Source organism: Modicisalibacter muralis (genome assembly GCF_900102945.1).
GTDB classification, from domain to species: domain Bacteria; phylum Pseudomonadota; class Gammaproteobacteria; order Pseudomonadales; family Halomonadaceae; genus Modicisalibacter; species Modicisalibacter muralis.
Genome location: NZ_FNGI01000001.1, coordinates 163,284 through 188,606 on the forward strand (window position 1 = coordinate 163,284; position 25,323 = coordinate 188,606).

Below are 25,323 nucleotides of genomic sequence, written 5' to 3' on the forward strand. Positions count from 1 at the left end.
TCCTAGGCAGGATTCGAGGAAAAGGCAGTGGTGGTCGCCGGGGGATCGGCTAATCTCAGGGTACCAAAGTAGTTGTGATTACCAGGCAGGAGAGACGATGACCGAGACCCCCGCGCAAGCGGTAATTCACTTCTGGTTCGAGACCCTGGCGTCGCGCCAGTGGTTCGAGAAGAGCGAGGAACTGGACGATCTCATCAAACAGCGCTTTGGCTCGTTGCTCGAGCAGGCGATCGCCGGCGAGTTATGGGCCTGGCGACGCTCGCCACAGGGCCGCTTGGCTGAAATTCTGGTGCTCGACCAGTTCTCGCGCAACATTCATCGTGGCCGGACGGGTGCTTTCGCGCAGGACCCGCAGGCGCTGGCCTTGGCCCAGGAGGCAGTAGCCTCGGGTGCCGACGGGCACTTGGCCGTGCAGCACAAGCCATTTCTTTACATGCCGTATATGCACAGTGAATCGCTACTGGTTCACGACGAGGCGCTTAGATTGTTCGACCAGCCGGGGCTAGAGAACAACCTCGAGTTCGAGCGCCGTCATCACGCGATCATTGCCCGCTTCGGGCGCTACCCGCATCGCAATACGCTGCTCGGGCGCACCTCCAGCAGCGAAGAGCTGGCTTTTCTCAAGGAGCCCGGCTCGTCTTTCTGAGTACCACTATGGCAAGCTGGGCGAGTCACTATCGACATGGCAAAGGAGTGTAACGATGGGATTCATTCTATGGCTGATCATCGGCGGCCTGGCAGGCTGGATCGCCGGCAACATCATGCGTGGCGGCGGTTTCGGCATTCTTGGGAATATCGCCGTGGGTATCGTCGGCGCATTGATCGGCGGGTTTCTTTTCAGCCTGCTGGGACTCTCGTCGAGCGGATTCATCGGCTCGTTGGTGACGGCCACCATTGGCGCTGTGGTATTGCTTTGGGGGGTCGGCAAGCTGCGTAAATCCTGATGGCTCGCACGGGCTGAGTCCTTCTCGACGGCAGGGCCAGCATGATGCGGCCTGATACCGGTTATCGATAAGTGCAGGTGCAATTCGGCCCGCTGGCATTAGCGCCAGCGGGCCGAATTTCTAGCGACGCATCATCTCATGCTACAGGTGCGTTCAGGCGCTGGCGGTGCTCTTGCTTCCGACCAGCTCCGTTAGCAGGTTCTCGATAATGCCCAAGCCTTCTTCCAGCACGTCGTCTTCGATGGTGACCGGCATCAAGAAGCGAATGGTATTCGCGTACATGCCGCAGGAGAGCAGAATCAGGCCGTTTTCGCGGGCCTTTTTGCACAAGGCGCCGGCGAGGTCGGCATTCGGCGTGTGGTTGGCCTTGTCGGAAACCAGCTCGAAAGCGGCCATGGCACCCATGTTGCGGGCGTTGTCGATGCACTCGAACTGCTGCTGCCATGTGGCGAAGCGCTTGGCCAGCTTGTCGCCCAGCGCCTGACTCTTCTCGAGGATTTTCTCTTCCTCGAATACCTCGAGCACCGCCAGTGTCGCCGCGCAGGAGACCGGGCTGCCCGTGTAGGTGCCGCCCAGCGAGTTGGCGCCGGAAGCATCCATGGTCTTGTCGGTGCCGACTACGGCCGAGATCGGCATGCCGTCCGCCATGCTCTTGGCCATGGTCATGATATCCGGCTCGACGCCGCTGTGCTCGATGGCGAACATCTTGCCGGTGCGTCCGAAGCCGCTTTGTACTTCATCGACGATCATCAGGATGCCGTGCTCATCGCAGATCTCGCGAATGGCCTTCAGGAAGCTCGGCGATGCGGCGTAGAAGCCGCCTTCGCCGAGTACCGGCTCGAGAATGATCGCCGCGGTGTCCTTGGGGTTGGCATCGGTTCTCAGCGCCATCTTCAGGCCACGCAGGGCTTCATCCTCGCTGACGCCGTGATAGGGCACCGGGTAGGGCGCGCGGAATACCGTGCCCGGCATGGGGCCGAAATCGGTCTGGTACGGATTGACCTTGCCGTTCATGGCCATGGTCATGAAGGTGCGGCCATGATAGCCGCCATCGAAACAGATCACGTTGGTCTTGCCGGTCGCGGCGCGGGCGACCTTGACCGCGTTTTCCAACGCCTCGGCCCCGGAGTTGGCGAGCATGACCTTGGCATGGCCGCGCACGGGGACGATCTGGCTGAGCTTCTCCGCGACTCTCACATAACCCTCGTAGGGCATCACCGTCTGACAGGTATGCATCACCTTGTCGAGCTGGGCCTTGACCGCCTCGACCACCTTGGGATGACGGTGGCCGATATTCAGCACGCCGATGCCACCGGCGAAATCGATGAAGCGCTTGCCATCGGCATCCCAGACCTCGGCGTTCTCGGCCCGGTCGGCAAACTGAGTGGCGGGGCTGGCGGCGCCATTGGCGACGTAGCGTTGCTTGAGTTCGTTGAGCTGTGCGTTGTTCATGCTAGAGCCTCCTTGGTCAGACTGATGGGGTCCTTTAGGAACCACTGTATAAATGCCTGCACGGACGAATTGCTGCGTTACGCGGTACTCGAAGACTCACCTAACCATATGTTATGTCTCGTCTTCTGTGTTCCGTGCGCCTTGCCACGCAGCGGCGCCCGCTTCATTCCGTTCGTCGATTTATTCAGCGATTCCTTCAAAGACCGCCGACACACACGTACTTTAGTTCAGTGAAATCGTCGAGACCGTGGCGCGAGCCTTCGCGACCCAACCCCGATTCCTTGACGCCCCCGAACGGCGCCAGTTCGGTGGAGAGAATGCCTTCATTGACGGCGACCATGCCGTACTCGAGACCCTCCATGACATGCCATATACGCCGGTAGTCCCGGGCGTAGAAATACGCCGCCAGGCCGAACTCGGTGGCGTTGGCCATGGCGATGGCGTCCTCGTCACGCTCGAAGCGGAACACCGGCGCCAATGGGCCGAAGGTTTCTTCCCGAGCCACATGCATAGCGTCGCTGACATCGGCGATCAGCGTCGGCTGGAAGAACGTGCCGCCCAGCGCATGCGGCTCGCCACCGCAGATCAATCGCGCGCCCTTGTCGAGCGCATCGCGGATATGTGACTGCACCTTGTCAACGGCACCCGCGTTGATCAGCGGCCCCTGCACCACGCCTTCTTCCAGGCCATCGCCAACCTTCAACTCGCTGACGCGCTTGGCAAGCTTGTCTATGAAAGCGTCGTACACTCCGGCCTGAACTAGCAAGCGATTCGTGCATACGCAGGTCTGGCCGGAGTTGCGGAACTTGGATGCGATCGCACCCTCCACGGCGGCATCGAGGTCGGCATCGTCAAAAACGATGAACGGCGCGTTGCCACCCAGCTCCATGGCGGCCTTCTTGACCGTGCCGGCGCACTGCGCCAGCAGTTTCTTGCCCACCGCGGTCGAGCCGGTAAACGACACCTTGCGCACGCGCGGGTCGCTGGTCAGCACCTCGCCGATGGCCGCCGGTTGCGCGGCGGTGACCACATTGAGCACGCCGGCGGGCAGTCCGGCATCGTGTGCCAAGCGGGCCAGCGCCAGCGCGGTCAATGGCGTGGCTTCGGCGGGTTTGATCACCACCGGGCAGCCAGCGGCCAGCGCCGGCGCGCACTTGCGGGTAATCATCGCCAGCGGGAAGTTCCACGGCGTGATGGCCGCGACCACGCCGATCGGCTCGCGGAACACCAGGATGCGCTTGTCGACGCCATGGCTGGGCAGGGTCTCGCCGGCCATGCGCTTGGCCTCTTCGGCGTAGTACTCGACGAAAGAAGCGCCATAGTTCACCTCGCCGAGCGATTCGGCCAGTGGCTTGCCCTGTTCGAGAGTCATCAACCGCGCCAAGGCGTCACGATGGGCGACGATGGCCTCGAACCAGGCGCGCAGCAGGGCGGCGCGATCCTTGGCCGCGCGTTTGCGCCAGGCAGGCCAGGCGGCCTCGGCGGCGGCGATGGCGTCGCGGGCATCGTCACCATCGAGGTCGGGGACCTCGGCGAGCGTCTCGCCGTTGGCGGGGTTGGTGACGGCGAAACGACGCTCGGCGTCGCGCCATTCGCCGCCAATATAGGCCTTGGGAATCAACAGATCGGGCAGTCGCTGGGGCATGGGTGGTCTCCGCAATAGAGCAGCATCAAGGCGATAGCATTCGACACGAGGCGAGTTTCCATCTTGAGCGGCCATCATGTTGAACGAAGTGTGCATTATTTAAAACAAATCGCCAAGCTTTTCATTGGTACGTCTCGATAAGCGGCCGTGGAGCCGATCGTCAGCGACGATTGAGGCATCGGCGAACTCGATGCTTTCCGCTACACTGTCTCGCCCGTTTCCGTTCATGTCGGTAGCAAAGAGTCAGAGGTGTGCCTTGGTCGATCCGCTTTATGCCTGGTGGGCGCAGCAATTGGTGCTGTGCGGCTGGGCTTTCGAACCCGATCCAACCGCCGTTGAGCCGGCGCTCGCCGCTGAGAGCCTGGCCCGGCTGGGCGTGACCGATCGTGGAGAGTTGGGTTGGCGGCTGCTCGAAACCTTCCCGCCTGAAGCGCCGGATCCAGGGCGTCGGCTTGCCGCGTTGGAGCTGCTGGCGCTGGCCGTGGCGGCGGGCTGGCTCGAGCCGACACAAGGCCAGGCCTGGGTTCAGCGTCTGGCTGGCGCCATCCAGGCGCAGCATGTCACGCTCGACGACTGGCTGAAGGCGCTGCGTGAGGCGCGTCGGGAAGAGGGCTGGACGCACGGCGACGAAGCGTTCGCCCTTGCCAGCGAGGTGTTGGCCAAACTCGAGCACGACGGCGACGGGATGACCTGGGAGCTGTTGGGCGAATACCTGACGACGCGGCGCGACATGCCATTGTGGCCGACCGGCGACGATTGCCGGCTGTGGCGCCTGCGCGCGGCCTTCGCGCCGGTGTTGACGCTACCGGCCAGTCACTTGCTGGACTGGCCGGATGCCGCTGCCTGGTTGGATGACGTATGGCAGATTCGCGGTCGCGAGGAACTGATACGGGTGCTGCTGTGGCTGGCAAGCCAGGGCCATCGCTACGGTTGGGATGTGGATGCCTCGCGGTTGCTCGATCAGGATGGTCCGGCGCGTCAGGCATGGCTGACGGGGCTCGGCGATCAGCGTGAGCAACGTCGCTACGGGCGGGTGTTGCTGGCTTTCATCGAGCGTGGCGAGCCGTTGGAATGGGCCGCCTGGGATTGGCTGCGGCTAGTCGATCTGGCTTACGCCGGTCTGGCGCTGGGCTGGTTGGAGGCGGCCGAGGCCGAGACCTTCACGGCGCATGCGGCGGATCTGCTGGCGCGACGCTACAGCGATTGGGCGGCGCTGGCCCAGGCCTACCAGCGTGGCTGCAGCCTGTTCGAAGGTAGCCATCAATCGCGCGATCAGGTCAGCGACTGGTCGCTATTGTTGCACTCGCCGATCAGCCCGTGGCGAGTGCCGTTGCATGAATTGCTCGACGACGCACGCCGCGAGACCTCGCGAGCGGCGATTCGCGCCTGGCGCAACGATCCTCGTCATTGGGTGCTGGCACTGGCATCGATACGCGAGCCGGAACTGCTCTATCGGCAGGGCATCGGTATGGCCGTGGACGAAACCCGACGCCAGGACGCGCGGCGTTATCTGGCCGAGAGCCTGGGGCTGTTTTCCGACGAAGGCGTCGAGGGGCTGGCGCGCTACTGGCTACCGGCCTTGGCTCATCATCTCAATCAGCTGGCCGCCGATGCCGCGCACGGCTCGTTGCCATCGCTGGAAACGCCCTTTGGACGCCCGCCGGCCGAGGCCGTGCGTCTGCGCGATGGATTGAAGAACTGCGTGCGCCATGCTGCGACCATTCATATGGCCGAAAAGTATGCCTTTTACCTGCTGATGGCCGGCGATAGCGGCGACTTCGATGGTACCGGCCTGGCTGGCCTGGGCGAGTCGCTGCGTGGCGCGCTGTGCCGTTTCTATTCCGACCCTCGGCGCCTGCTCGATGCCTGGGTGGCCTGGGAAACCGCTTTGCCCGAGATGCCTGACGACACCTTGGTTCATGAGATCCGCTGGCATCGCGATGATCCGGGCAGCCTCTTCCATTGGCTCGACTGGCATCAGGCCCAGTGGCGGGAGCCGGGGCCGCGCCCGACGCTTAGCCGCTTCACCGCGCTGGCCCTGACCGGTCCCTTGAATGCCGGCATGTGGGGCGAGCCGCAGCGCGAAGGCAGTATCGAACGCGAAGCGCTGCATCAGTGGCTCGACAATCAGTATGGGCTGCACAGCGGTGCCGACCTGCGCGATTTCCTCGATTTTCTGCTCGAGGTCGGCGATCGTCAGGAATACCAGATCAACTACGCGCCCTATACCCTCAACCGAGCCCGGCTGGAGGAGGAGATCGCGATTCTCGAATCCGACGATTGCGGCGAGGAGGAACGCAATCATTTGCTGCGTTTGCGGCGCGTGCGCGACAACGATGCCGGCTGCAACGACGTCGACTTGACCGCCTGGGATCTCGCCCAGGTGGTGGATCTGGCGATTGCCGGGCGCAGCCTGGGCTGGCTAGAAGCCCCGGCATTTGGCGCGATACTCGATGCCGCGCAAAGCCAGGCTCAGAGCCACTATGGCAACTGGCGCGATTACGCCCGGGGGCTGTATGCCGGTTACGCTTTTTTCATGGGCGAAACCGAGGAGCGTGAGGCGTTTCTGGTGAGCTTTCGCGAAGGACTGGTGGCCTGGCTGAGTGGCGCACCGCCACTCGCGGGGGCCTGGGCGAGCCTGGATTTTCCCGGAGCGAGCCCGCGGCACTGGGCGCCGCTGCACATCGATACGCTGCCCGGTGACGCCAGGACGCTGCATTGAGCCGCAAACCGTTAATCTAATAACAACTCATTGGATGGTCGCTGGCTTGCCGGCGACCGGAGTTCCACGCAGGAACCCGTATGACTCCTTGCAAGTCCCTTGTCGGTCGCCGGCTGACCGTAGCGTTCCTGTTGACTGCGCTGGCGACGTTCAGCGTGGCGCTGCACGTGAGTTTCCCCAACATGGGCGGACACGGCTTGCGCCTGCCGTTCAATGCGGCGCTGTGGATGGGTATGGCGCTGATGATTGCGCTGGCGCTGTGGCCGGCGACGCGCGGGCGTATCCGCGTCAGCGGTTTTCAGCGCGGGCTGTGGCTGGTGGTGGCGTTGCTCTGGTTGCCGCTGGCCTGGTCGTGGGATGCGACCGCCATGAGCGCGGTGCCGCGCTTGCTCGGGCTGACCGCCGGGGCGCTATTGCTGTTGGGGCTCGAGCAGCTTGCCCTGGAGCGTCGCCATTGGGTGGCGTTGTTATGCACGATCTATCTTGGCACCTTGTTGGAAACCGCCTTCGCCTGGGTCCAGTACACGCTGCTCGAACCCGGTAATTGGGTAGGTTTCAGCCCCGATTACGGTCGCCCCTGGGGGATCTTTCAGCAGTCCAACGTGCTGGCGTCGTTTCTAGCCACCGGGCTTGCGATCTCGGCGTGGCTGCTCGGCGAGGCGCAAAAGCATTGGCTGCGTAGCCTGGCATTGTTGGCGCCACTGGCCATGCCGGCGATGCTGCTGGTACTGGTATCGCGCATCGGGTGGCTGGCGAGCCTGGTGGTCATCGTATTGTCGGTAGCCCACCTGTGGGGGCGCGACCGGCGCGTTGCCCGTGCCTGGCTGCTGGCGTTACTGGCTGGTTGCGTTATCGCCGTGGCACTGTGGTTCGCTACCGAGGGGCTGGTGCGCTCCAGCGCGGCGTTGGGTAATACCGGCGCGCGCACCCATGTCTATATGCATGCGCTGCGCATGATCCTCGAAGCGCCACTCGTCGGCTGGGGCTATGGTGATTTCCAGTACGCCTTCATCCAAAGCTTCGCCGATTGGCGCGCGGCTCATCCCGGTATCGGCACGGCGATTTCGGGTAGCTTCGACCATCCGCATAACGAATTGCTGTTGTGGGGCGTCGAGGGTGGGGTATTGCCGATGGCGGCGCTGCTCGGCGCGGTGCTATGGATCGCCTGGCGGCTGTGGCGCCATGGCCCGCATGGCGAGCGGCTGATGCTGATGGCGCTATTGGCGCCACTGGCGCTGCATGCCATGACCGAATACCCGTTCTACCATTCGCTCGCTCACTGGTTGGCCTTCGTGCTGCTGCTGGGACTATTGGCTAGCCGTTGCTGGCCGACGACCGAGCGCGCCAACCGCTATACCTTCGGTATTCGTGTTGGTGCCTGACTGGGCGTGCCTCTCGTGTGGCTGTTCATGATCACGCATCTGTACAGCCTGTGGCAGGTCAGCGCCTATTTGCAGAGCGGCGGCAAGGAAGTTCAGCGCTTGGCGCGGGTGATCAATCCGCTGGGGATTCCCGAGACGCTGGATTTCATGCTGATGACCCAACAGCTCGATGCCGGCGCCGGACTGGGCATGATGGACCAGGTGCGCGATTACCTGGCGTGGGCCGAGCGCACGGCGCGCCATTATCCGACACCGGCGTTATACGCCAACATGATCGAAGCATGGCGAGTCCTGGGCGATAAGGCACAGGCCGAGGCGATGCTGGCTCGGGCCGAGCATCTATATCCCGGTGACGCGACGATCGTCGCCGCCGGCAAGCGGCTGAACGCCAGTGCTGCCGCGCCGGCGACTTTTGCGCTGGAGGCTTCCCGCTCGGAGGCGGCAGGCATCTCCGGTCACGACAGCGGGCTTGGCTCGGCGGCTATCGCTCCTAAGCCATAGATGTGCCAGGCATTCCAGGGCCGCTGGAGTGGTGTGGCAATGACAGGCGACGGCGTTTGCTCTATCATCGAATCTTCATATGTGCGGGCACCGCTTCGCGTGCCTGCTTACCATGGTTAATGGGCCGATGACAGGCCGCTTTGGGAGTGGTACTTCGGGCATCACTCCCACAGCGACATTTCACCGCGCAGGCATCGGTGGGGTCGGTTCGATGGAGCGAACGAGGTCGCTGGATGCTTCGTGTTACTGCCGTGTGTCTGTTATTGGCCGGCGTGTTGAGCGGCTGTGCGGGGGCGCCCCGAACACCACCCGCCGATGCCCACATGAAGGGGGCGCTTGGTTCGTCTGCCCATGGTGCGTACCGTTTGTCACCGGTCAATCAGTTGGCCGAGCAGTTGCGTGGTTTCCGGCAAGCCTCGCCGGAACTGGTCCGCCAGGCACTGCTCGACGAGCATAAGCGCTGGGTGGGCACGCCCTACGTGCTGGGCGGTGAAAGCCAGCGTGGCATCGATTGTTCGGCACTGGTCCAGCAGGTCTTCGACGAGGCGTTCGCGGTGGAGCTGCCGCGTACCACCGGTGACCAGGTATTGGAGGGCCAACGCATCGCGCGCGATGAACTGAACCCCGGCGATCTGGTGTTCTTTCGCCCGCCAGGGCCCTATCGGCATGTCGGCGTGTATGTCGGCGAGGGCCGCTTTCTACATGCCTCATCATCCCAGGGCGTGATCCTCTCGCGTCTGGATAACGTCTACTGGAATCGCTATTACTGGCAGGCCCGTCGGCCGCTGGCGCGCACCGAGCTTGCACAGCGCGTTATACAGGCCAATGAGGGCTGAAGAGGCACTGCCTCATGATCGAAGCCTATAGCCGTGACTGGTGGCGTGCGACCCTGGCGTTGTGTCTGGGCTCGTTTACCGTGTTCGTCAACCTGTATGCCGTGCAGCCGCTGTTACCGGCGCTGCGCCAGGACTTCGACGTGTCGACCTTGACGGCCTCGTTGGCGATGGGTGCCTCGACGCTGACCCTGGCGGTTTCGTTGCTGATCTATGGCCCGCTGTCCGATGCCATCGGTCGCGGTGCGATCATGCGCATAACCTTGCTACTCGCCACGCTGTGTTCGCTGATACTGCCATTCGTCGCCGATTTCACCAGCCTATTGCTGCTGCGCAGCCTACAGGGCCTGGTGCTGGGTGGGTTGCCGGCCGTGGCGATTGCCTGGATGGGCGATGAGTTCGACAAGCCGGCATTGATGCTGGCGGTAGGATTCTACATCAGTGCCAACACGCTGGGCGGCATCGGCGGTCGCGTACTCGGCGGCATCGCCGGAGAGTACGGCGGCTGGCAGGCGAGTTTCCTGAGCGTGGGGCTGCTCAGCCTGATCTGCCTGGCGGTATTCTGGCGGCTGCTGCCGCCGGCGCGATGTTTCAAGCCATCACCGCTGCGCCTCGGTGTGGCCTTGGCCTCGCTGGGCGGGCATCTACGCAATCCGCTGCTGTTGGGTGCCTATCTGATCGGCGGGCTCAATTTCTTTATCTTCATCAACCAGTACAGTTACATCACGTTTCGACTCAGCGATGCGCCTTACGCGTTGTCGACCCAGTGGCTGGGGATGATCTTCTTCACTTACCTGGGTGGCACGCTGGGCTCGGCGTTGTCCGGGCGCGTCGCGCAGCGTCTTTCCCAGCCGGTGTGCATGATGCTGGGCATCGCGATTCTGATGGCGGGCAGCCTGGTGACGATGGCCGCTTCATTGGCGATGATCCTGCTCGGGCTGACGATTGCTGCCTTTGGTTTCTTCCTCGCCCACTCGACGGCCTCGAGTTGGGTGGGTCGTCAGGCGCTGCGCGCTCGCGGCAGCGCCTCGGCACTCTACCTGGTGTTCTATTATTCGGGCGCCAGCCTCGGCGGGTTCTACCTCGAGCCCTTCTGGCAGGCCGCCGGCTGGTTCGGAGTCATAGCGGCTTCATGGCTGGTGCTGGCCATGACCATGGCGATCGCCGCCTGGTTATGGTGGCGGGAGCGCGTCGACCTCATCTCGATCCGCTAGTGCGACCGGCTATTTGCCGGGCAAGCCCGCCTGTTCACCCCAGATTTCTTCCAGGCGATCGGTGCGACCACAGCCGGCCTTGTAGAAACGGTAGCGTATCGGGTTCTTCTCATAGTAATTCTGATGGTATTCCTCGGCGTCCCAGAAGCGCTCGGCGGGGATGATCTGTGTGGCGATCTCGCGGTCGAAGCGCTGTTCCAGTTCGGCCCTGGTTTCTCCGGCCAGGCGCTTTTGCCGTTCGTTATGATAGAAAATGGCACTGCGATATTGGGCGCCCGCGTCACAGAACTGGCGGTTCTCGGCGAAGGGGTCGATGTTGTGCCAGAACGCCTCGAGTAGGGTGGCGTAATCGACCTTGTCGGGATCGTACTCGACGCGCACCGACTCGATGTGTTGGGTATCGCCGCTGGAAACCTGCTGATAGGTTGGGTTGTCCTGCTCGCCACCGGTATAACCCGAGGTGGTGGATAGCACCCCGTCAATCTCGTCATAGGCTTGTTCAACGCACCAGAAACAGCCGCCGGCGAACGTGGCTTTAGCAGGTTGCTGGGCGTCGTTCTGGGCAAGAACGGCAGGCGAAAGGGTCGCTAAGGACAGCGCCAGCAATGGTAGGCAAGCACGCATGGGTAAATCTCCCGGATCGATGAGGGTCTGTGTGTTGGAGGCGCAATGCATTGCCAGGTTCCATTGGACGAGGGGCAACCCGTTATGATGGTCGAAATGCCAAACGGCGAAACCGCGCCGCCCCAATCGCCAAGGAGTGCCATACGTGAGTCGCAAGCGCCTGATGTTATTAGCGGTGGTTGCCATCGCGATTGCCGTGTTCTTCGCCAGTGGCGCTTATGAAGCGCTGACGCTCGAAAATATCAAGATGCAACAGGCGCGCTTTCAGGCCTGGTTCGATGCCGAGCCCTGGCTGGTGGCCGGCGGTTTTTTCACCGCCTACGTAGCCATGGCGGCGCTGTCGCTACCCGGTGCAGCATTGATGACGCTGCTTGCCGGGGCGTTGTTCGGGTTGGGCTGGGGGGTGCTGATCGTCTCTTTCGCCAGCGCCATCGGCGCGACGCTGGCTTTTCTGATCGCACGCCTGCTCGCTCAGGAGTCGTTGGAGCGCCGTTTTGCCCGCCAGTTGGCGGGCATCAATCGCGGCATCGAGCGTGAAGGGGCCTTTTACCTGTTCACCCTGCGCCTGGTGCCGATCTTTCCGTTCTTCGTCATCAACCTGGTGATGGGGCTGACCCGCATGCGGGCGCGGACCTTTTACTGGGTCAGCCAGTTGGGCATGTTGCCCGCCACGCTGGTCTACGTGAATGCCGGGCAGGAATTGGGCGAATTGCAGAGCCTTGGCGGTATCCTTTCACCGGAATTGATCATTTCTTTCGTGCTGATTGGGCTGTTCCCATTGCTAGCCCGCTGGCTGATCGACATCGTAAAGCGTCGCAGGGTGGCACGGCGTTTCGCCAGGCCGCGCGGCTTCGATTACGACATCGTGGTGATTGGCGCCGGCTCGGCGGGTTTGGTGGCGAGCTATATCGCCGCGGCGCTCAAGTCGCGGGTGGCTCTGATCGAGCGCGATCGCATGGGTGGCGACTGCCTGAATACCGGCTGCGTGCCTTCCAAGGCCTTGATCCGTGCGTCGCGGATTGCCCAGACGGTGCGCGAGGGCGCGCGTTACGGTATCGATGCCGGCGAACCACGCATCGACTTCACTCGGGTCATGCGTCATGTACAGCGAGCGATCGACGAGGTTGCGCCGCATGACAGCCGCGAGCGCTATGCCTCGCTGGGCGTCGAGGTGATCGCGGGCGAGGCCTATCTGCAGACGCCCTGGGAAGTGCGGGTCGGCGAGCGCGTGCTGAATACGCGCCATGTGATCATCGCCAGCGGAGCGCGCCCGAGGATTCCCGAGCTGCCGGGTCTCGATACGCTCGATGTGCTGACCTCGGAGAATCTATGGCGTCTCGAATCGCTGCCCGAACGGTTGGTGATTCTGGGCGGTGGGCCGATCGGCTGCGAGCTGGGCCAGGCGTTCGCCCGGCTGGGTAGCCGGGTAACGCTGGTGCAGCGTGGCGCCCAGCTATTGCCTCGTGAGGATGCCGATATCGCCGCGGCACTGGAACGACAGTTACGCCAAGAGGGTGTCGCACTGCATCTGGCAACGACGGCGCTGCGCATCGAGTCGGGTCCCAGCCATGGCGATAATGCCAAGGTGCTGGTGATCGAGTCGACCGATCGGCCTGGCGGTGGTACCGAGCGTGTGGCCTTCGACCGCCTGCTGGTGGCCACGGGGCGCGAGGCCAACGTGACGGGGCTGGGCCTCGAGGCGCTGGGGATCGGCATCGATGAGCGCGGCACGCTGGACGTGGATGGCACGCTGCGTAGCCTGCACCCCAACATCTGGGCCTGCGGCGATGTCGCCGGGCCTTATCAACTGACCCATGCCAGCGCGCACCAGGCCTGGCATGCCACCGTCAATGCCCTGTTTGGCGAGATCAAACGCTTCTCGGTCGATTATCGCAACCTGCCGGCGGTAACTTTCACCCAGCCGGAGGTGGCACGGGTCGGGCTCAACGAACGCGAAGCCAAGGCGCAGGGCATCGCTTTCGAGACGACCCGCTACGATTTCGCCGAGCTGGATCGTGCGATCGCCGAGGGCGAGACCGAGGGTTTCATCAAGGTGCTGACCGTGCCGGGCAAGGATCGTATCCTGGGTGTCAGCATCGTCGGTCATCATGCCGGCGAACTGCTCGCCGAATTCACCCTGGCGATGACGCGTGGCATTGGCCTCAATAAACTGCTCGGAACGATTCATCCGTACCCGACCTTTTCGGAGGCGGTAAAGGCCAGCGCCGGCGTGTGGAAAAACGCTCACAAGCCCGAACGTGTACTGGGCTGGCTCGAACGTTACTTCGCCTGGCGACGCCGTGGGCGCAACTGAGACATGAGCCTGACGGAGTACGCGAAAGGTCATTGAAACAGGAAGTCGCCATGCTCGATCGCTGGACATCGCAATGGGTGCAGTCACCGCTTCAACGCCTGGCGGTGGGCTTGGCGCGGCGGCGAATCACACCCAGCCAGGTCACCGTGGTCGGCTTCGCGATTGGCATGCTGGCGCCGATGCTGCTGGCATTCGAAGCTTACTCTTTCGCGTTACTGACGATTGCGCTCAATCGCCTGGCTGATGGAGTAGACGGTGCCTTGGCGCGGCATACCGGCACCAGCAGCGATGCGGGCGGTTTTCTCGACATCGGCCTGGATTTCGTCTTCTATGCCGCCGTCGTGGTCGGCTTCGCGCTAGCCGACCCGGCTGCCAATGCGCTCGCGGCGGCGGTATTGCTGTTCGCCTTCGTGGGTACTGGAAGCTCGTTTCTGGCTTTCGCGATCATGGCTGCCAAGCATCGGCTAGAGCGCCCGCATTTCACCCACAAGGCGTTTTTCTATCTCGATGGGCTGACCGAAGGTACCGAGACGATTCTGGCCTTCGTGGCGTTCTGCCTATGGCCGGAGCACTTCGCGACGCTGGCATCGATCTTCGCCGCTGCCTGCCTGATCACCACGACGACCCGCCTGTGGGGCGGCTATCGAACATTGAAATCCCACGAAGCGATTCGACAGGAGCGAACATGACATCAAATAGCCTGCGATGGCCGACGGCTGCGCTTCTACTGGCCATGTCATCGTTTGCCATGTCTGAACCGATCACTTTCACGGCGACGCAGATCGCCGCCTGGCCGACTCGCTCGTTCGAAGGCGAGACGCGTTATTCGCTGGTCACTCAGACGGGGCAGCAGGTCTTGCAGGCGCGCGCCGCTGGCCAGGCTTCGGCCAAGTATCTGGAGCGCGAAATCGACTTGGCTGAAACACCGTATCTGAGTTGGTGCTGGAAGGTTTCGGGCGTTTATGCCGGGCTCGATGAGACGACCAAAGCTGGCGACGACTACCCGGCGCGAGTCTATGTGGTCGACAAGACGGGGATACTTCCCTGGCAAGTCGAGGCCGTGAATTATGTGTGGTCGAGCAACCGACCGGTTGGCAACCAATGGGTGAATGCCTTCACTGATCGCGCCCAGCTGCTGGCGCTGCAAAGCGGTGATGCCTATGCGGGGCAGTGGGTCGCCGAGGTGCGCGACGTGCGCAAGGACTTCGCCATGCTGTTCGGTAGCCAACCCGATGAGTTGACCGGCGTGGCGCTAATGAGCGATGGCGATAATGCCGGCGGCGATGCGACGGCCTGGTTCAGCGGGTTGCGTTTCTCGTCATCATCCGAGTCGCCGGATTGTCCCGGAGAGTAGCTACGTATCTAGAGAAGACCCGGAAACGAAAAAAGGAGCGGCATAGCCACCCCTTTTCCTTTCGATGCTGCTTCGAGCGTTTCGTATGGCTACGCTGAATCAGTGCTGATGACCGCCTTCGCCATGCACGTGGCCGTGCTCGGCTTCTTCCGGGGTCGCTTCGCGCACTTCGGCGATTTCGACGTCGAAGTTCAGCTTCTGGCCGGCCAGCGGATGATTGCCATCCACGACGACGGTGTCACCCTCGACCTTGGTCACGGTAACCATCAGAGGGCCACCCTGAGTCTGGGCCTGAAACTGCATGCCCGGCTCGATGCTCTCGACGCCCTGGAACGATTCGCGCGGCACTTCCTGAACCAGCGACGGCTGGGTTTCGCCATAGCCTTCCTCGGGGCTGACGGCGACCTGCAGCTTTTCGCCATTCTCACGACCTTCCAGCTCTTTCTCCAGGCCGGGGATGATATTGCCCGCGCCATGGAGATAGGTCAGTGGCTCGCGACCTTCCGAGCTGTCCAGCACCTCACCTTCATCGTTGGTCAGGGTGTAGTGGAACGCGACAACGGAATTTTGCGCAATCTGCATGTTAAGTTGGACCTTTCGAGTGCATGTCCCTGTCATGGTAACGCGTCATTTCGGGACTGTCAGGGGCGCAAGGGAATTTTTCATACGCCACGCCGTGCGCATGATGGTGGTTCAAGATTGCGGCGTTTCAGATCAATTCTCCAGCAGCCAACCATAACAAACGCAGGGCCAACAGCGTCAATACCCACTTGAGCAGCACATCGAAGCGCGTGTCGGTTAACCGTCTGAGCAAGCGCAATCCCAGCCAGGTGCCGACCACGCCGGCGGTGATCATCATCGCCATCAAGCCCAACCAGTCGCGGAACACGAACCCCGCCATGCCGAATACGAAGGCCTTGCTTAAATGCTGCAGACTCATCGCGGTGGAAAAGGTCGCTACCCGTACCAGGCGTTCATTGCTGATCTGCTTGAGAAATACCGCCACCAGCGGGCCGCTGGCACCGACCAGGCTCGATAGCAGTGTAGTGATCGCGCCGGCTAGTAGCGTACCCACGCGCCCCAGTGAACGGCTGGGCAGTGACGGCCCCCAGCACATCAGCAGCACGAAGGCAGCGATGGTCAATTCGAGAATGCCAGAGGGCAGGCGAATCAGCAGCCAGGCGGCGAACAGCGCGCCGATCAATGCACCCGGAGCGAAGGCCGCGATGCGCGGCCAATCGATGTGTCGCCAAGTCATGCTGGCGCGTCCCAGGTTCGAGCCTAGCTGCACCATGCCATGTACCGGGATCAGCGCGGCGGCTGGCATTACCTGGGCCATGGTCGCAATCAGTAACGTACCGCCGCCGATTCCCGCGGCGGCGGAGAGCCCCGAGGTCAGCATCGACAAGCCGATCAGGCCGAGGTTGACCGCAGTGGGAAGCGGGGAAAGGGCGTCCAGCCAGATCATGATCGTCCTCGTTGGTGCGGCGGTTGCGCGTCTTTCGGGGCGGGGGTACTCTGCCGACAGAGCGCGCTACCCTGATGAAGATGGCGCGTGCATCGGCGGGTGCGAATGCCGATTCTAACGGATGAATGCCTTGGGCGCTCATGCGTCGGGTATGGCTAGTGTGTAGCGAAGTTATCGATAGCATCACCGATCTTTCAGGAGCAATTACATGACCGTGACCCTGATCTGGCTGGTTGTTTTCGCCGTGATCCTGTTTTTCTCGCTGAAGAGCTGGGAGGGTGCGCTGGGCCGCTTCTTCGATCGTAAGGTTCCCGCTGCGCTCAGAAGTGAAGGTGACGATCGCTGGGTATGGTGCCTGGCAATGGCGGTGCTGGGCGCGACCCTGATCGTCAACCCGGTGTCGATGCTGCTGACGTTGCTGATCATCGCGCTGATTGTCTGGGTGTTGAAGAAAGTGGTGGGCTGGGGTATGAGCAAGGCAAAGACGCGCCGTTAAGTATTTCAGCATGACCAAAAAAATCCCCGCGAGCAGGCTCGCGGGGATTTTTGCTTATTTGGCAAGTGCCTTTTGGCAGTACCGTGTGGTCAGTAAGGCGCCACGCTCAAGCTGGCGCCGCTGCCGATCAGACGCACGCGCTGGCCGATCTGCCAGTCGCGGTCGGCTTTCTGGACCACGATCACGGTGTCGCCGGCATCGCGGCGGATTTCCATTTCCACGGCGTCGACCTTATTGGCGGCGCCTTCGATTTTGCTGCCGGCGACGCTACCGCCGATGGCGCCGGCCGCGGTAGCGAGCACCCGCCCCGAGCCACCACCGATCTGATTGCCCAGCAAGCCACCGATAACGGCGCCGCCGATCCCACCGAGTGGGCTGCTGTTGTCGGCGTCGGCCTGAATCTGCACGGGACGTAGGGCGACGATCGTGCCGTAATTGACGCTCTGGCCGGTCTTGGCCTGACTACCCCGGTAGACGTCCCCAGAGTACAAATCGCTGTTGGCGCAGCCACCGAGAGATAGCAGGCCTATGGCCGCGATAGAAAGATAGCGCTTCAGTTTCATACCGAATCTCCAGGCGAGTTGTTAAGAAACACTGTTCTATAATGATGAGTCTAGCGCCATTGTAAAGCTTTGACCAAGACATTTCGAATCGGTGCCACGCTGAATATCGGTAAATGAGGGGGAGGTGGGGAGCCTCCCCGGGGACTTCCATGCCTTATGAGAACTGGGCTTCTTCGGTGGAGCCGGTCAGTGCGGTGACCGAGGATACGCCACCCTGGATGACGTTGGTCATGTCGTCGAAGTAGCCGGTGCCGACCTCCTGCTGGTGGGCAACGAAGGTGTAGCCACGCTCGGCAGCTTCGAACTCGGGCTGCTGAACCTTATCGACGTAGTGCTTCATGCCTTCGCCCTGAGCGTACTCATGAGCCAGATCGAACATGTGGTACCACATGTTGTGAATGCCGGCGAGGGTGATGAACTGGTACTTGTAGCCCATGTCGGCTAGTTCCTGCTGGAACCTGGCGATGGTCGCGTCGTCGAGGTTTTTCTTCCAGTTGAATGACGGCGAGCAGTTGTAAGCCAGCAGCTGATCGGGGTACTCCTTGTGAATGGCCTCGGCGAAACGGCGGGCTTCATCCAGATCCGGCGTGGCGGTCTCGCACCAGATCAGATCGGCAAACGGGGCGTAGGCCAGGCCACGGGCGATGGCCTGATCGAGACCGGCCTTGACCCGATAGAAGCCTTCGGCGGTGCGCTCGCCAGTGACGAACGGCTTGTCGTAGTCGTCGACGTCGGAGGTCAACAGGTCGGCGGCGTTGGCATCGGTGCGCGCGATGACCAGTGTCGGCACATCGGCGACATCGGCGGCGAGACGCGCGGCGATTAGTTTCTGCACGGCTTCCTGGGTCGGCACCAGCACCTTGCCGCCCATGTGACCGCACTTCTTGACCGAAGCGAGCTGATCCTCGAAATGTACGCCGGCGGCACCGGCTTCGATCATCGCGCTCATCAGCTCGTAGGCGTTGAGTACGCCACCGAAGCCGGCCTCGGCATCGGCGACGATCGGCGCGAAGTAATCGACGAAGTCGGCATCACCGGGGTTGGCGCCTTTCTGCCATTGAACCTGGTCGGCGCGCTTGAAGGTGTTGTTGATGCGGTTGACCACGGTGGGCACGGAGTTGGCCGGATAGAGCGACTGATCGGGATACATGTTGAAACCGGCGTTGTTGTCGGCGGCGACCTGCCAGCCCGACAGGTAGATCGCTTCGATGCCGGCCTTGACCTGCTGCATGGCCTGGCCACCGGTCAGCGCGCCGAGGCAATTGACGTAGCCTTTCCGGGCGTCGCCGTTGACCAGCTTCCAGAGTTTTTCGGCGCCGCGACGGGCGATGGTCCGCTGTTCCTGGATGCTGCCCCGCAGGCGTACCACGTCTTCGGCGGAGTAGGTGCGAGTCACGCCTTTCCAGCGTGGGTTTTCTGCCCAATCCTTCTCGAGGGCGGCGATCTGCTGTTCGCGTGTCTGAGTCATGGTCAAGCCTCTCTGCCGGTGGACGATATCGTGCGTAAAAAAAGACGATACCCATGTATTGCACTGCAAAATCATTGAAGCCTTGTTCGGGTGCGTCGCCGACGGGTGGCTGTTCGCACCGCATAAAACACGCGTTTACCATTGGCTGTGTAGTAGAGGTAAAACGCTTGTTTTAATTTGCTCCGTGATTTCACTATGGCCCAGCACATGGGGCCTGGCAATTATTACTTTGGGGCAGGGAGGGTTGTAGTTTGACTACAAAAAGGAGTTTTTCAGGGCACCCCTGTAGCTAAATTCCACCTAGTGCAGAATGGGAAGAGGTTACTCGGACAATGTCAGTCGCATGCTGCGATGCAAAATCCCGGCATCGAGAAACTCACCGCCATACACCTGGAAGCCCAATCGCCGATAGAAGGCCAGGGCATGAGTCTGGGCGTCCAGCAGCACCTCTCGGTGACCTTTTGCCCTGGCGCAATCGATGGCGGCCTGCATCAATTTAAGCCCGATACCCAAACCGCGACCTTCCTTGAGCACGGCGACCCGGCCGATATGCCCGTCGGGCAGCAAGCGGGCGGTGCCGATGGCACGCCCGCCGCGATAGGCGAGAAAATGCACGCAATTCGGGTCGCGGCCGTCCCATTCCTCGTTTTCGGGCACCGCCTGTTCTTCGATGAAGACGATCCGGCGGATGTCGCCGGCGAGTGTGCCGAGGCTCTGCCAATCGCCCTGGCGAATGTCGAGGGCAGTCATCGTCAGTCCTCCAGATCGTCGTCGAGCGGCCAGCTCAGGCTGCCGCGATCGAGTAGGGTCGCCAGTAGCTCGGTGCCGCCGGGATACTCGAGCACCTGGGCATCCAGCGCGGCATCGCCGCTGAGCAGCGCGGCCAACTCGGCATCGCAGGCCAGGCCGTCGCCATCGACGAACAGCGTGGTGCGATGTTCGTCATGCTGGCGATAGGCGAAGCGTGACCCCAGGGTGCGTTCCAGCGTCATGCCATCCTGTAATTCAGCGACAAGTTCGGCGATGTCAGTGGGCGATTCGGCGGGGATCAACTGATCGACGTACTTGGGCTGCGTCATCACGCGTCCGAACCACTGCTCCAGCTGCTCGGGGCTATCCAGGCTATCGAGAATCAGCTGGCGCATGCGCGCAAGTGCTGCGTCGTCGATCTCGCCGGGGTGCGATGGCACGGTGCGGCCGGCATCGCCGTAGCGTCGCGAATCGGGCAATTGCTCGCCAAGGTAGTCGGCGAACGAGGTGATCGATTCATCGACGGAAGGCGCGCGAAAGCCCACCGAGAAGGTCATGCAATCGTCGCTTTGGCTGACGCCATGATGCGCCATGCCCGGTGGCAGGTAGAGCATGTCGCCCGATTCGAGTAGCCAATCCTGGTCTGGCTGGACCTCGAAGTGTTCGAGCATGCGCAGATCGATGCCGGCGATGATCGGCGCATCGTCGGCGACCGCGCCGCTAAGCTGCCAGCGCCGCGTGCCGCTGGCCTGGAGCAGAAAGACATCGTATTGATCGACGTGCGGGCCGACACTGCCGCCGGGCGGGGCGTAGCTGATCATGATGTCATCGAGACGCCAGCGCGGCAGGAAGTGGAAGTGCTCGAGCAGGGCGCTGACCTCGGGCACGTAGTGATCGACGGCTTGTACCAGCAGCGTCCAGTCGTGCTCGGGCAGGCGCGCGAAGGTGGCGTCATCGAAGGGGCCATGACTGACTTTCCAAGGCTTGTCGGCGTCGGCTTCGTCAACACCGTGCTCCTCGATCAGCCGCGCCTCGATACCTTCTTCGCAGGCCAGCCCGGCCAATTCATCCGGCGACAGCGGCGAGACGAAATCGGGCAGGGCACCGCGAATCAGCAGTGGCTTCTGCTGCCAGTAGTCGCCGAGAAACTCGGCGGCGCTCAGGCCGCCGAGCAGGCTCAAGGGCGTATCGGGAGACATCTCAGAGATCCTTGGCCTGCTCGACGGCGTTGCCAATGTAGTTGGCAGGCGTCAGCGCCTTGAGCTGGATTTTTACCTCGCCCGGCAGTTCCAGCGTATCGATAAAGGCGGCGAAGCCGGCCTGGTCGATGCGCTTGCCACGAGTCAGCTCCTTGAGTTTCTCGTAGGGCTTTTCGATACCGTAGCGACGCATGACCGTCTGGATCGGTTCGGCGAGCACTTCCCAACTGTTGTCGAGATCGTCGTCCAGGCGTGACGGGTTGGCCTCGAGCTTACCGACGCCCTTGAGCGTTGCCTGATAGGCGATCAGGCCGTAGGCCAGGCCTACGCCGAGGTTGCGCAATACCGTGGAGTCGGTGAGGTCGCGCTGCCAGCGCGAGATGGGCAGCTTCTGCGCCAGATGGCCGAGCAGGGCGTTGGCCAGCCCCAGGTTGCCTTCGGAGTTCTCGAAGTCGATGGGGTTGACCTTGTGCGGCATGGTCGAGGAGCCGATCTCGCCGGCCACGGTGCGCTGCTTGAAGTAACCCAGCGAGATGTAGCCCCATACGTCGCGGTCAAAGTCGATCAAGATGGTATGGAAGCGACAGAAGGCGTCGAACAGTTCGGCGATGTAGTCGTGCGGCTCGATCTGCGTGGTGTAGGGGTTGAAGGCCAGTCCCAGGCTTTCGACGAAGGCGCGAGCGTTGGCCGCCCAGTCGATCTCGGGGTAGGTCGCCAGATGGGCGTTGTAGTTGCCCACCGCGCCGTTGATCTTGCCCATCGGTGCAACGGCTTCGATCTGCTTCAGCTGGCGACGCAGGCGATAGGCGACGTTGGCCATCTCCTTGCCCAGCGTGGTGGGGCTGGCGGTCTGGCCATGGGTGCGCGAGAGCATCGGTTGTTCGGCGTGTTCATGGGCCAGGCGTTCGACGGCGGCGGTCACTTCGTGCATCACCGGCAGCAGCACGCCGAGCCCACCCTTGAGCATCAGCGCATGCGACAGGTTATTGATATCCTCGCTGGTGCAGGCGAAGTGAATGAACTCGGTGACGGCGTTGAGTTCGGGCTGGTCGGCGACCTTCTCCTTGAGGAAGTATTCGACCGCCTTGACGTCGTGATTGGTGGTTCGCTCGATGTCCTTGATGCGTGCGGCGTCTTCCACCGAGAAATCGGCGACCAGGCTGTCGAGAACGGCCTTGGCCTCGGCCGAGAAGGCCGGTACTTCGCCGATTTGCGGATGAGCCGCCAGGCATTCCAGCCAGCGTACCTCGACGGTGACGCGCGCGCGGATCAGGCCGAATTCACTGAAGTGCTCGCGCAGAGCCTTGGCCTTGGCGCCGTAACGACCATCGACGGGGGACAGGGCGGTAAGAGAGGAAAGTTGCATGGTCATGTTTCCAGGTCATGTTTCCGAAGTGGTGTCGATGGTGTGGCGCAGTGCCGTCGGTTCAGTTAAGCCGGTCCAGGGTCTTTTTCATCGCCGCGCGCTGGAATATCAGTTTCCAGCGTCGGCCACCCTGTTGGTGCCAGAGTAGCGCAAAGCGAATGCCGGCAAGCAGCGCGGCACGCACCCGCTCGGGCATCATGCGCTGCTGCAATAGCCCCGGGTCACCCTGCACCACAATGCGTTGGCGAAAGGTCGAGATGGTGTTCTGGTACAGTTCGCCGAGGCTGGCGATGACGTTTTCGTGCGTGTCGTCGAAGTGTTCGGCCTGGTCCTGAACACGCGTCAGCCGTTCGCCCAGTGTATCCATCATCGCTGGCTGCTTGCGCAGCTTCTGCATCAGCATCAGCAGGGTGAAGCCGTAACGCAATACGCCAGGATCGGCTTGCTCGCGACCTGCCACGGCATTGAGCACGCCGAGCCCTAGGCGCAGATTATTGTGATGGCCGCCGTAAATGGCTTCGAAGCTCGTCGGATCGGTATCCAGCGTGGCGCGAATCAGGGTCTGCCAGGCGCGCTCGTCGCACTGCCCGGTGCGCGCCAACTGATCGACCACCGCGGCGGCCTGGAATACGCCGGCCAGGGCAATGGCCTGGCGAGTCGTGGGGTCGTCGGGCGCGGTCTGAATCGGCGTCGCATTCATGCGGCTTGTGCCCCTTGCTTCCAGGCTTCGCGGATGACCCCGCCACCCAGGCAGACGTTGCCGTCGTAGAGCACCAGCGATTGGCCCGGTGTCACGGCGCGCTGCGGTTCGTCGAAAAACACTGCCACGCCGCCATCGTCACGCACGCGCATGCGGCAAGGCTTGTCGGCCTGGCGGTAGCGGGTCTTGGCGGTCAGCCTGGCTTCGCTGGATGGTGGCTTGCCAGCGATCCAGTCCATCGCTTCGGTGATCAGGGCATCGGTATACAGTAACGGGTGTTGCTGGCCTTGTACGGCGATCAATACGTTGCGTTCAAGATCCTTGCTGGCCACGAACCAGGGCGCATCGGGATAATCGGCCAAGCCGCCGATGCCCAGGCCCTGGCGCTGGCCCAGTGTGTGGTACATCAGGCCCATGTGCTCACCGATGACGTCGCCCTCGGGGGTTTCGATACGCCCCGGCTGGGCCGGCAGGTACTGTTGCAGGAAATCGCGAAAGCGCCGCTCGCCGATGAAGCAGATGCCGGTGGAATCCTTCTTGCGCGCGGTGGCCAGGCCGTGTTTCTCGGCCAGTTCGCGCACTGCGGGTTTTTCCAGCTCGCCGATCGGAAACAGGCTGCGGGCGATAGCGGCTTCGGGCACGGCATGCAGGAAATAGCTCTGATCCTTGTTGCTATCCAGCCCCTTGAGCAGTAGGGCCTGACCTTCGCGCTGGTCTTCACGCACCTGCCCTCTACGGACGTAATGCCCGGTGGCGATGTGCTCGGCGCCGAGCATCTCGGCGTAGTCGAGAAATACCTTGAACTTGATTTCACGGTTGCAAAGGATATCGGGATTGGGCGTGCGCCCGGCCTGATACTCGGCCAGGAAGTGTTCGAAGACGTTATCCCAGTACTCGGCGGCGAAGTTGGCGGTATGCAGCGTGATGCCGAGCTTTTCGCACACCGCCTGGGCGTCCGCCAGATCCTCCTTGGCGGTGCAGTATTCGCTGCCGTCGTCTTCGTCCCAGTTCTTCATGAACAGGCCTTCGACACGATAGCCCTGCTCGAGCAGCAGCAGCGCGGCAACGGAAGAATCGACGCCGCCGGACATGCCGACGATGACCTTGCCTGTGGTGGAAGGCGTCCCGGTGGCTGAAGATGCCGGGGCTTCGGAAATAGCCATTCTCGGAATAGATACTCGCAATATGCTCATCCGCGAACGTCAGGGGTGCTCGCGTATGGAAAGGCCGAAAGATTGCGCGAGATTATACAGGCTATGGCTTCGGGCTTCGAGTCAGCGCTCGCGAATGACATTGAGTGGATAGACTCGCCCGCCGCGCAGGTCGCGCAGGCGCTGCATGACCAGCGGGCTGCGCAGCCGCCCAGCGCGATCGAGATCGTCGATTTCATCGAAAGTCAGCCAATGAGCGGCAACGATGCCATCATCCAGCGGCTCGTCGAGACGCGCCAGTGGCGTACCGACGAAGGCGTGACTATGAAAGACCAGCCCATCGGCGGCGGTGAAGGTGGTCAGACCCAGGTAATCGGTGATGGCGACGTGCCAGGCGGCTTCCTCGCGGGTCTCGCGCGCGGCGGCCTCGGTCAGCCGCTCGCCGCGCTCCAGATGGCCGGCGGGCTGGTTGAACAGGCTGAAGGGGTCGCCATGGTCCTCCTCGACCAGCAGATAGCGACCAGCGCGTTCGATCACCGAGGCAACGGTGACATGCGGTGACCATCGGTTCATGGGCGCTTCCTCTTGCGGCGGGCCGGCTGTGCCTGATAGCGCCTGGGTGACATGGGCGCATGCAGCGTTTCGCTGCGCCACTGCCCCGGTGCCAGGCCGTCGAGCCGCCAGGCACCGATGGCCACGCGGATCAAACGCAGCGTGGGGTGGCCGACATGCGCGGTCATGCGGCGAACCTGGCGATTGCGGCCCTCGCTGATCGTCAGCTCCAGCCAGGCGCTGGGTATGTCGTCGCGCTGGCGGATCGGCGGATTGCGCTCGGCGACCGCCGGGTCGTCGAGGCGCCGCACCTTGGCCGGGCGGGTCGGGCCGTCGTTGAGCGTGACGCCCCGGCGCAGCGCCGTCAACGCGCGTTCGCCGGGTTGGCCCTCGACCTGTACCCAGTACGTTTTGGGCTGCTTGTGCTGCGGATCGCTGATGCGATGGATCAGCGCGCCGTCGTCGGTGAGCAGCAACAGGCCCTCCGAATCGTAATCGAGGCGTCCGGCCGGATAGATATCCGGCACGTCGATGACGCTGGCCAGCGTGGCGCGACCTTCGCGGTCGGTGAACTGCGAGAGCATGTGGTATGGCTTGTTCAGCAGGTAGAGAGTGCTCATCTATA

Annotated in this window: 23 protein-coding genes and 1 pseudogene; 10 read left to right on the plus strand and 14 right to left on the minus strand. The window is 62.6% G+C overall.

All coding sequences use genetic code 11. The features are described 5' to 3' along the window. Positions 1 to 97 precede the first annotated feature (97 nt). Together BLR92_RS00815 and BLR92_RS00820 are read left to right on the plus strand one after the other, a co-directional pair. The gene (locus tag BLR92_RS00815) at positions 98 to 646 is read left to right on the plus strand and encodes a DUF924 family protein (RefSeq protein WP_089724581.1); all 549 of its coding nucleotides are present in this window, start codon (positions 98 to 100) and stop codon (positions 644 to 646) included. Positions 647 to 701: 55 nt separating this feature from the next. Next, entirely contained in the window at positions 702 to 944 is a 243-nt protein-coding gene (locus BLR92_RS00820) for a GlsB/YeaQ/YmgE family stress response membrane protein (RefSeq protein ID WP_089724583.1), read from the plus strand. Between the two features lie 153 nt (positions 945 to 1,097). Here the strand turns inward: BLR92_RS00820 and gabT are convergent, their stop codons facing one another. Together gabT and BLR92_RS00830 are read right to left on the minus strand one after the other, a co-directional pair. Beyond that, positions 1,098 to 2,396 (minus strand): 4-aminobutyrate--2-oxoglutarate transaminase, encoded by a 1,299-nt coding sequence (gene gabT, locus BLR92_RS00825; protein ID WP_089724586.1) that lies wholly within the window; start codon positions 2,394 to 2,396, stop codon positions 1,098 to 1,100. A gap of 196 nt (positions 2,397 to 2,592) precedes the next feature. Further along, positions 2,593 to 4,041, minus strand: a complete 1,449-nt coding sequence (locus tag BLR92_RS00830; protein ID WP_089724587.1) for an NAD-dependent succinate-semialdehyde dehydrogenase — start codon at positions 4,039 to 4,041, stop codon at positions 2,593 to 2,595. Positions 4,042 to 4,297: 256 nt separating this feature from the next. On the opposite strand from BLR92_RS00830, the gene BLR92_RS00835 reads away from it, so the two are divergent. From BLR92_RS00835 to BLR92_RS00855, 4 genes and pseudogenes are all read left to right on the plus strand, one after another. Continuing rightward, the gene (locus BLR92_RS00835) at positions 4,298 to 6,763 is read left to right on the plus strand and encodes a DUF1266 domain-containing protein (protein WP_089724589.1); all 2,466 of its coding nucleotides are present in this window, start codon (positions 4,298 to 4,300) and stop codon (positions 6,761 to 6,763) included. 368 nt (positions 6,764 to 7,131) lie between these two features. Then, a pseudogene (locus BLR92_RS19855) lies at positions 7,132 to 8,646 on the plus strand (Wzy polymerase domain-containing protein). Positions 8,647 to 8,879: 233 nt separating this feature from the next. Further along, positions 8,880 to 9,482 (plus strand): C40 family peptidase, encoded by a 603-nt coding sequence (locus tag BLR92_RS00850; protein ID WP_089724597.1) that lies wholly within the window; start codon positions 8,880 to 8,882, stop codon positions 9,480 to 9,482. A gap of 14 nt (positions 9,483 to 9,496) precedes the next feature. After that, positions 9,497 to 10,693 (plus strand): MFS transporter, encoded by a 1,197-nt coding sequence (locus BLR92_RS00855; protein ID WP_089724598.1) that lies wholly within the window; start codon positions 9,497 to 9,499, stop codon positions 10,691 to 10,693. A 9-nt stretch (positions 10,694 to 10,702) separates the two neighbouring features. Here the strand turns inward: BLR92_RS00855 and msrA are convergent, their stop codons facing one another. Further along, entirely contained in the window at positions 10,703 to 11,317 is a 615-nt protein-coding gene (gene msrA, locus BLR92_RS00860; protein WP_089725914.1) for a peptide-methionine (S)-S-oxide reductase MsrA, read from the minus strand. Between the two features lie 145 nt (positions 11,318 to 11,462). On the opposite strand from msrA, the gene BLR92_RS00865 reads away from it, so the two are divergent. The 3 genes from BLR92_RS00865 to BLR92_RS00875 are packed head-to-tail and all read left to right on the plus strand — an operon-like array spanning position 11,463 to position 14,985. Continuing rightward, complete coding sequence (locus BLR92_RS00865; RefSeq protein ID WP_089724601.1) at positions 11,463 to 13,631, plus strand: FAD-dependent oxidoreductase; 2,169 nt, start codon at positions 11,463 to 11,465, stop codon at positions 13,629 to 13,631. A 50-nt stretch (positions 13,632 to 13,681) separates the two neighbouring features. Beyond that, positions 13,682 to 14,320: a CDP-alcohol phosphatidyltransferase family protein gene (locus BLR92_RS00870; RefSeq protein ID WP_089724603.1), complete on the plus strand. Its 639-nt coding sequence runs from the start codon at positions 13,682 to 13,684 to the stop codon at positions 14,318 to 14,320. Next, positions 14,317 to 14,985 carry a DUF3047 domain-containing protein gene (locus BLR92_RS00875; RefSeq protein WP_089724606.1) on the plus strand — a complete coding sequence of 223 codons (669 nt, stop codon included), beginning with the start codon at positions 14,317 to 14,319 and terminating at the stop codon, positions 14,983 to 14,985. Before BLR92_RS00870 ends, BLR92_RS00875 begins: the two co-directional genes overlap by 4 nt. Before the next feature lie 99 nt (positions 14,986 to 15,084). Here the strand turns inward: BLR92_RS00875 and BLR92_RS00880 are convergent, their stop codons facing one another. Together BLR92_RS00880 and BLR92_RS00885 are read right to left on the minus strand one after the other, a co-directional pair. Beyond that, a complete protein-coding gene (locus BLR92_RS00880; protein WP_089724608.1) occupies positions 15,085 to 15,567 on the minus strand; it encodes an FKBP-type peptidyl-prolyl cis-trans isomerase in 483 nt (160 codons plus the stop codon). Between the two features lie 127 nt (positions 15,568 to 15,694). Then, on the minus strand, positions 15,695 to 16,453 hold the full coding sequence (locus BLR92_RS00885) for a sulfite exporter TauE/SafE family protein (protein ID WP_089724610.1): 759 nt from the start codon (positions 16,451 to 16,453) through the stop codon (positions 15,695 to 15,697). A 208-nt stretch (positions 16,454 to 16,661) separates the two neighbouring features. Here BLR92_RS00885 and BLR92_RS00890 point away from each other — a divergent pair, with 208 nt between their 5' ends. Further along, entirely contained in the window at positions 16,662 to 16,949 is a 288-nt protein-coding gene (locus tag BLR92_RS00890; protein WP_089724612.1) for a hypothetical protein, read from the plus strand. 89 nt (positions 16,950 to 17,038) lie between these two features. Here the strand turns inward: BLR92_RS00890 and BLR92_RS00895 are convergent, their stop codons facing one another. The 9 genes from BLR92_RS00895 to BLR92_RS00935 all read right to left on the minus strand — a co-directional run bounded on the left by BLR92_RS00895 (position 17,039) and on the right by BLR92_RS00935 (position 25,318). Beyond that, complete coding sequence (locus tag BLR92_RS00895) at positions 17,039 to 17,506, minus strand: outer membrane lipoprotein (protein WP_089725916.1); 468 nt, start codon at positions 17,504 to 17,506, stop codon at positions 17,039 to 17,041. Between the two features lie 160 nt (positions 17,507 to 17,666). Then, positions 17,667 to 18,980, minus strand: coding sequence for an isocitrate lyase (gene aceA / locus BLR92_RS00900; RefSeq protein WP_089724614.1), 1,314 nt, complete (start codon positions 18,978 to 18,980; stop codon positions 17,667 to 17,669). A 321-nt stretch (positions 18,981 to 19,301) separates the two neighbouring features. Further along, a complete protein-coding gene (locus BLR92_RS00905) occupies positions 19,302 to 19,730 on the minus strand; it encodes a GNAT family N-acetyltransferase (protein ID WP_089724616.1) in 429 nt (142 codons plus the stop codon). A 2-nt stretch (positions 19,731 to 19,732) separates the two neighbouring features. Further along, a complete protein-coding gene (locus BLR92_RS00910; RefSeq protein ID WP_089724617.1) occupies positions 19,733 to 20,929 on the minus strand; it encodes a cupin domain-containing protein in 1,197 nt (398 codons plus the stop codon). Between the two features lies 1 nt (position 20,930). After that, positions 20,931 to 22,295 carry an adenylosuccinate lyase gene (gene purB, locus BLR92_RS00915; RefSeq protein WP_089724619.1) on the minus strand — a complete coding sequence of 455 codons (1,365 nt, stop codon included), beginning with the start codon at positions 22,293 to 22,295 and terminating at the stop codon, positions 20,931 to 20,933. Positions 22,296 to 22,356: 61 nt separating this feature from the next. Next, positions 22,357 to 22,995: a high frequency lysogenization protein HflD gene (gene hflD, locus BLR92_RS00920; protein ID WP_089724622.1), complete on the minus strand. Its 639-nt coding sequence runs from the start codon at positions 22,993 to 22,995 to the stop codon at positions 22,357 to 22,359. Continuing rightward, positions 22,992 to 24,158, minus strand: a complete 1,167-nt coding sequence (gene mnmA / locus BLR92_RS00925; protein ID WP_089724624.1) for a tRNA 2-thiouridine(34) synthase MnmA — start codon at positions 24,156 to 24,158, stop codon at positions 22,992 to 22,994. The genes hflD and mnmA overlap by 4 nt, the downstream gene beginning before the upstream one ends. A gap of 111 nt (positions 24,159 to 24,269) precedes the next feature. Then, entirely contained in the window at positions 24,270 to 24,719 is a 450-nt protein-coding gene (locus BLR92_RS00930) for an NUDIX domain-containing protein (protein ID WP_089724626.1), read from the minus strand. Beyond that, positions 24,716 to 25,318, minus strand: a complete 603-nt coding sequence (locus tag BLR92_RS00935) for a pseudouridine synthase (RefSeq protein WP_089724628.1) — start codon at positions 25,316 to 25,318, stop codon at positions 24,716 to 24,718. Before BLR92_RS00935 ends, BLR92_RS00930 begins: the two co-directional genes overlap by 4 nt. Positions 25,319 to 25,323 lie beyond the last annotated feature (5 nt).

Bases quoted from the DNA above. Each gene is read 5' to 3' on its own strand.
- BLR92_RS00935 (WP_089724628.1), bottom strand. From the start codon at position 25,318: ATGAGCACTCTCTACCTGCTGAACAAGCCATACCACATGCTCTCGCAG.
- BLR92_RS00850 (WP_089724597.1), top strand. From the start codon at position 8,880: ATGCTTCGTGTTACTGCCGTGTGTCTGTTATTGGCCGGCGTGTTGAGC.
- BLR92_RS00885 (WP_089724610.1), bottom strand. From the start codon at position 16,453: ATGATCTGGCTGGACGCCCTTTCCCCGCTTCCCACTGCGGTCAACCTC.
- BLR92_RS00820 (WP_089724583.1), top strand. From the start codon at position 702: ATGGGATTCATTCTATGGCTGATCATCGGCGGCCTGGCAGGCTGGATC.
- purB (WP_089724619.1), bottom strand. From the start codon at position 22,295: ATGCAACTTTCCTCTCTTACCGCCCTGTCCCCCGTCGATGGTCGTTAC.
- BLR92_RS00855 (WP_089724598.1), top strand. From the start codon at position 9,497: ATGATCGAAGCCTATAGCCGTGACTGGTGGCGTGCGACCCTGGCGTTG.
- BLR92_RS00875 (WP_089724606.1), top strand. From the start codon at position 14,317: ATGACATCAAATAGCCTGCGATGGCCGACGGCTGCGCTTCTACTGGCC.
- gabT (WP_089724586.1), bottom strand. From the start codon at position 2,396: ATGAACAACGCACAGCTCAACGAACTCAAGCAACGCTACGTCGCCAAT.
- BLR92_RS00910 (WP_089724617.1), bottom strand. From the start codon at position 20,929: ATGTCTCCCGATACGCCCTTGAGCCTGCTCGGCGGCCTGAGCGCCGCC.
- BLR92_RS00815 (WP_089724581.1), top strand. From the start codon at position 98: ATGACCGAGACCCCCGCGCAAGCGGTAATTCACTTCTGGTTCGAGACC.
- hflD (WP_089724622.1), bottom strand. From the start codon at position 22,995: ATGAATGCGACGCCGATTCAGACCGCGCCCGACGACCCCACGACTCGC.
- BLR92_RS00870 (WP_089724603.1), top strand. From the start codon at position 13,682: ATGCTCGATCGCTGGACATCGCAATGGGTGCAGTCACCGCTTCAACGC.
- mnmA (WP_089724624.1), bottom strand. From the start codon at position 24,158: ATGGCTATTTCCGAAGCCCCGGCATCTTCAGCCACCGGGACGCCTTCC.
- BLR92_RS00830 (WP_089724587.1), bottom strand. From the start codon at position 4,041: ATGCCCCAGCGACTGCCCGATCTGTTGATTCCCAAGGCCTATATTGGC.
- BLR92_RS00930 (WP_089724626.1), bottom strand. From the start codon at position 24,719: ATGAACCGATGGTCACCGCATGTCACCGTTGCCTCGGTGATCGAACGC.
- msrA (WP_089725914.1), bottom strand. From the start codon at position 11,317: ATGCGTGCTTGCCTACCATTGCTGGCGCTGTCCTTAGCGACCCTTTCG.
- BLR92_RS00905 (WP_089724616.1), bottom strand. From the start codon at position 19,730: ATGACTGCCCTCGACATTCGCCAGGGCGATTGGCAGAGCCTCGGCACA.
- aceA (WP_089724614.1), bottom strand. From the start codon at position 18,980: ATGACTCAGACACGCGAACAGCAGATCGCCGCCCTCGAGAAGGATTGG.
- BLR92_RS00890 (WP_089724612.1), top strand. From the start codon at position 16,662: ATGACCGTGACCCTGATCTGGCTGGTTGTTTTCGCCGTGATCCTGTTT.
- BLR92_RS00880 (WP_089724608.1), bottom strand. From the start codon at position 15,567: ATGCAGATTGCGCAAAATTCCGTTGTCGCGTTCCACTACACCCTGACC.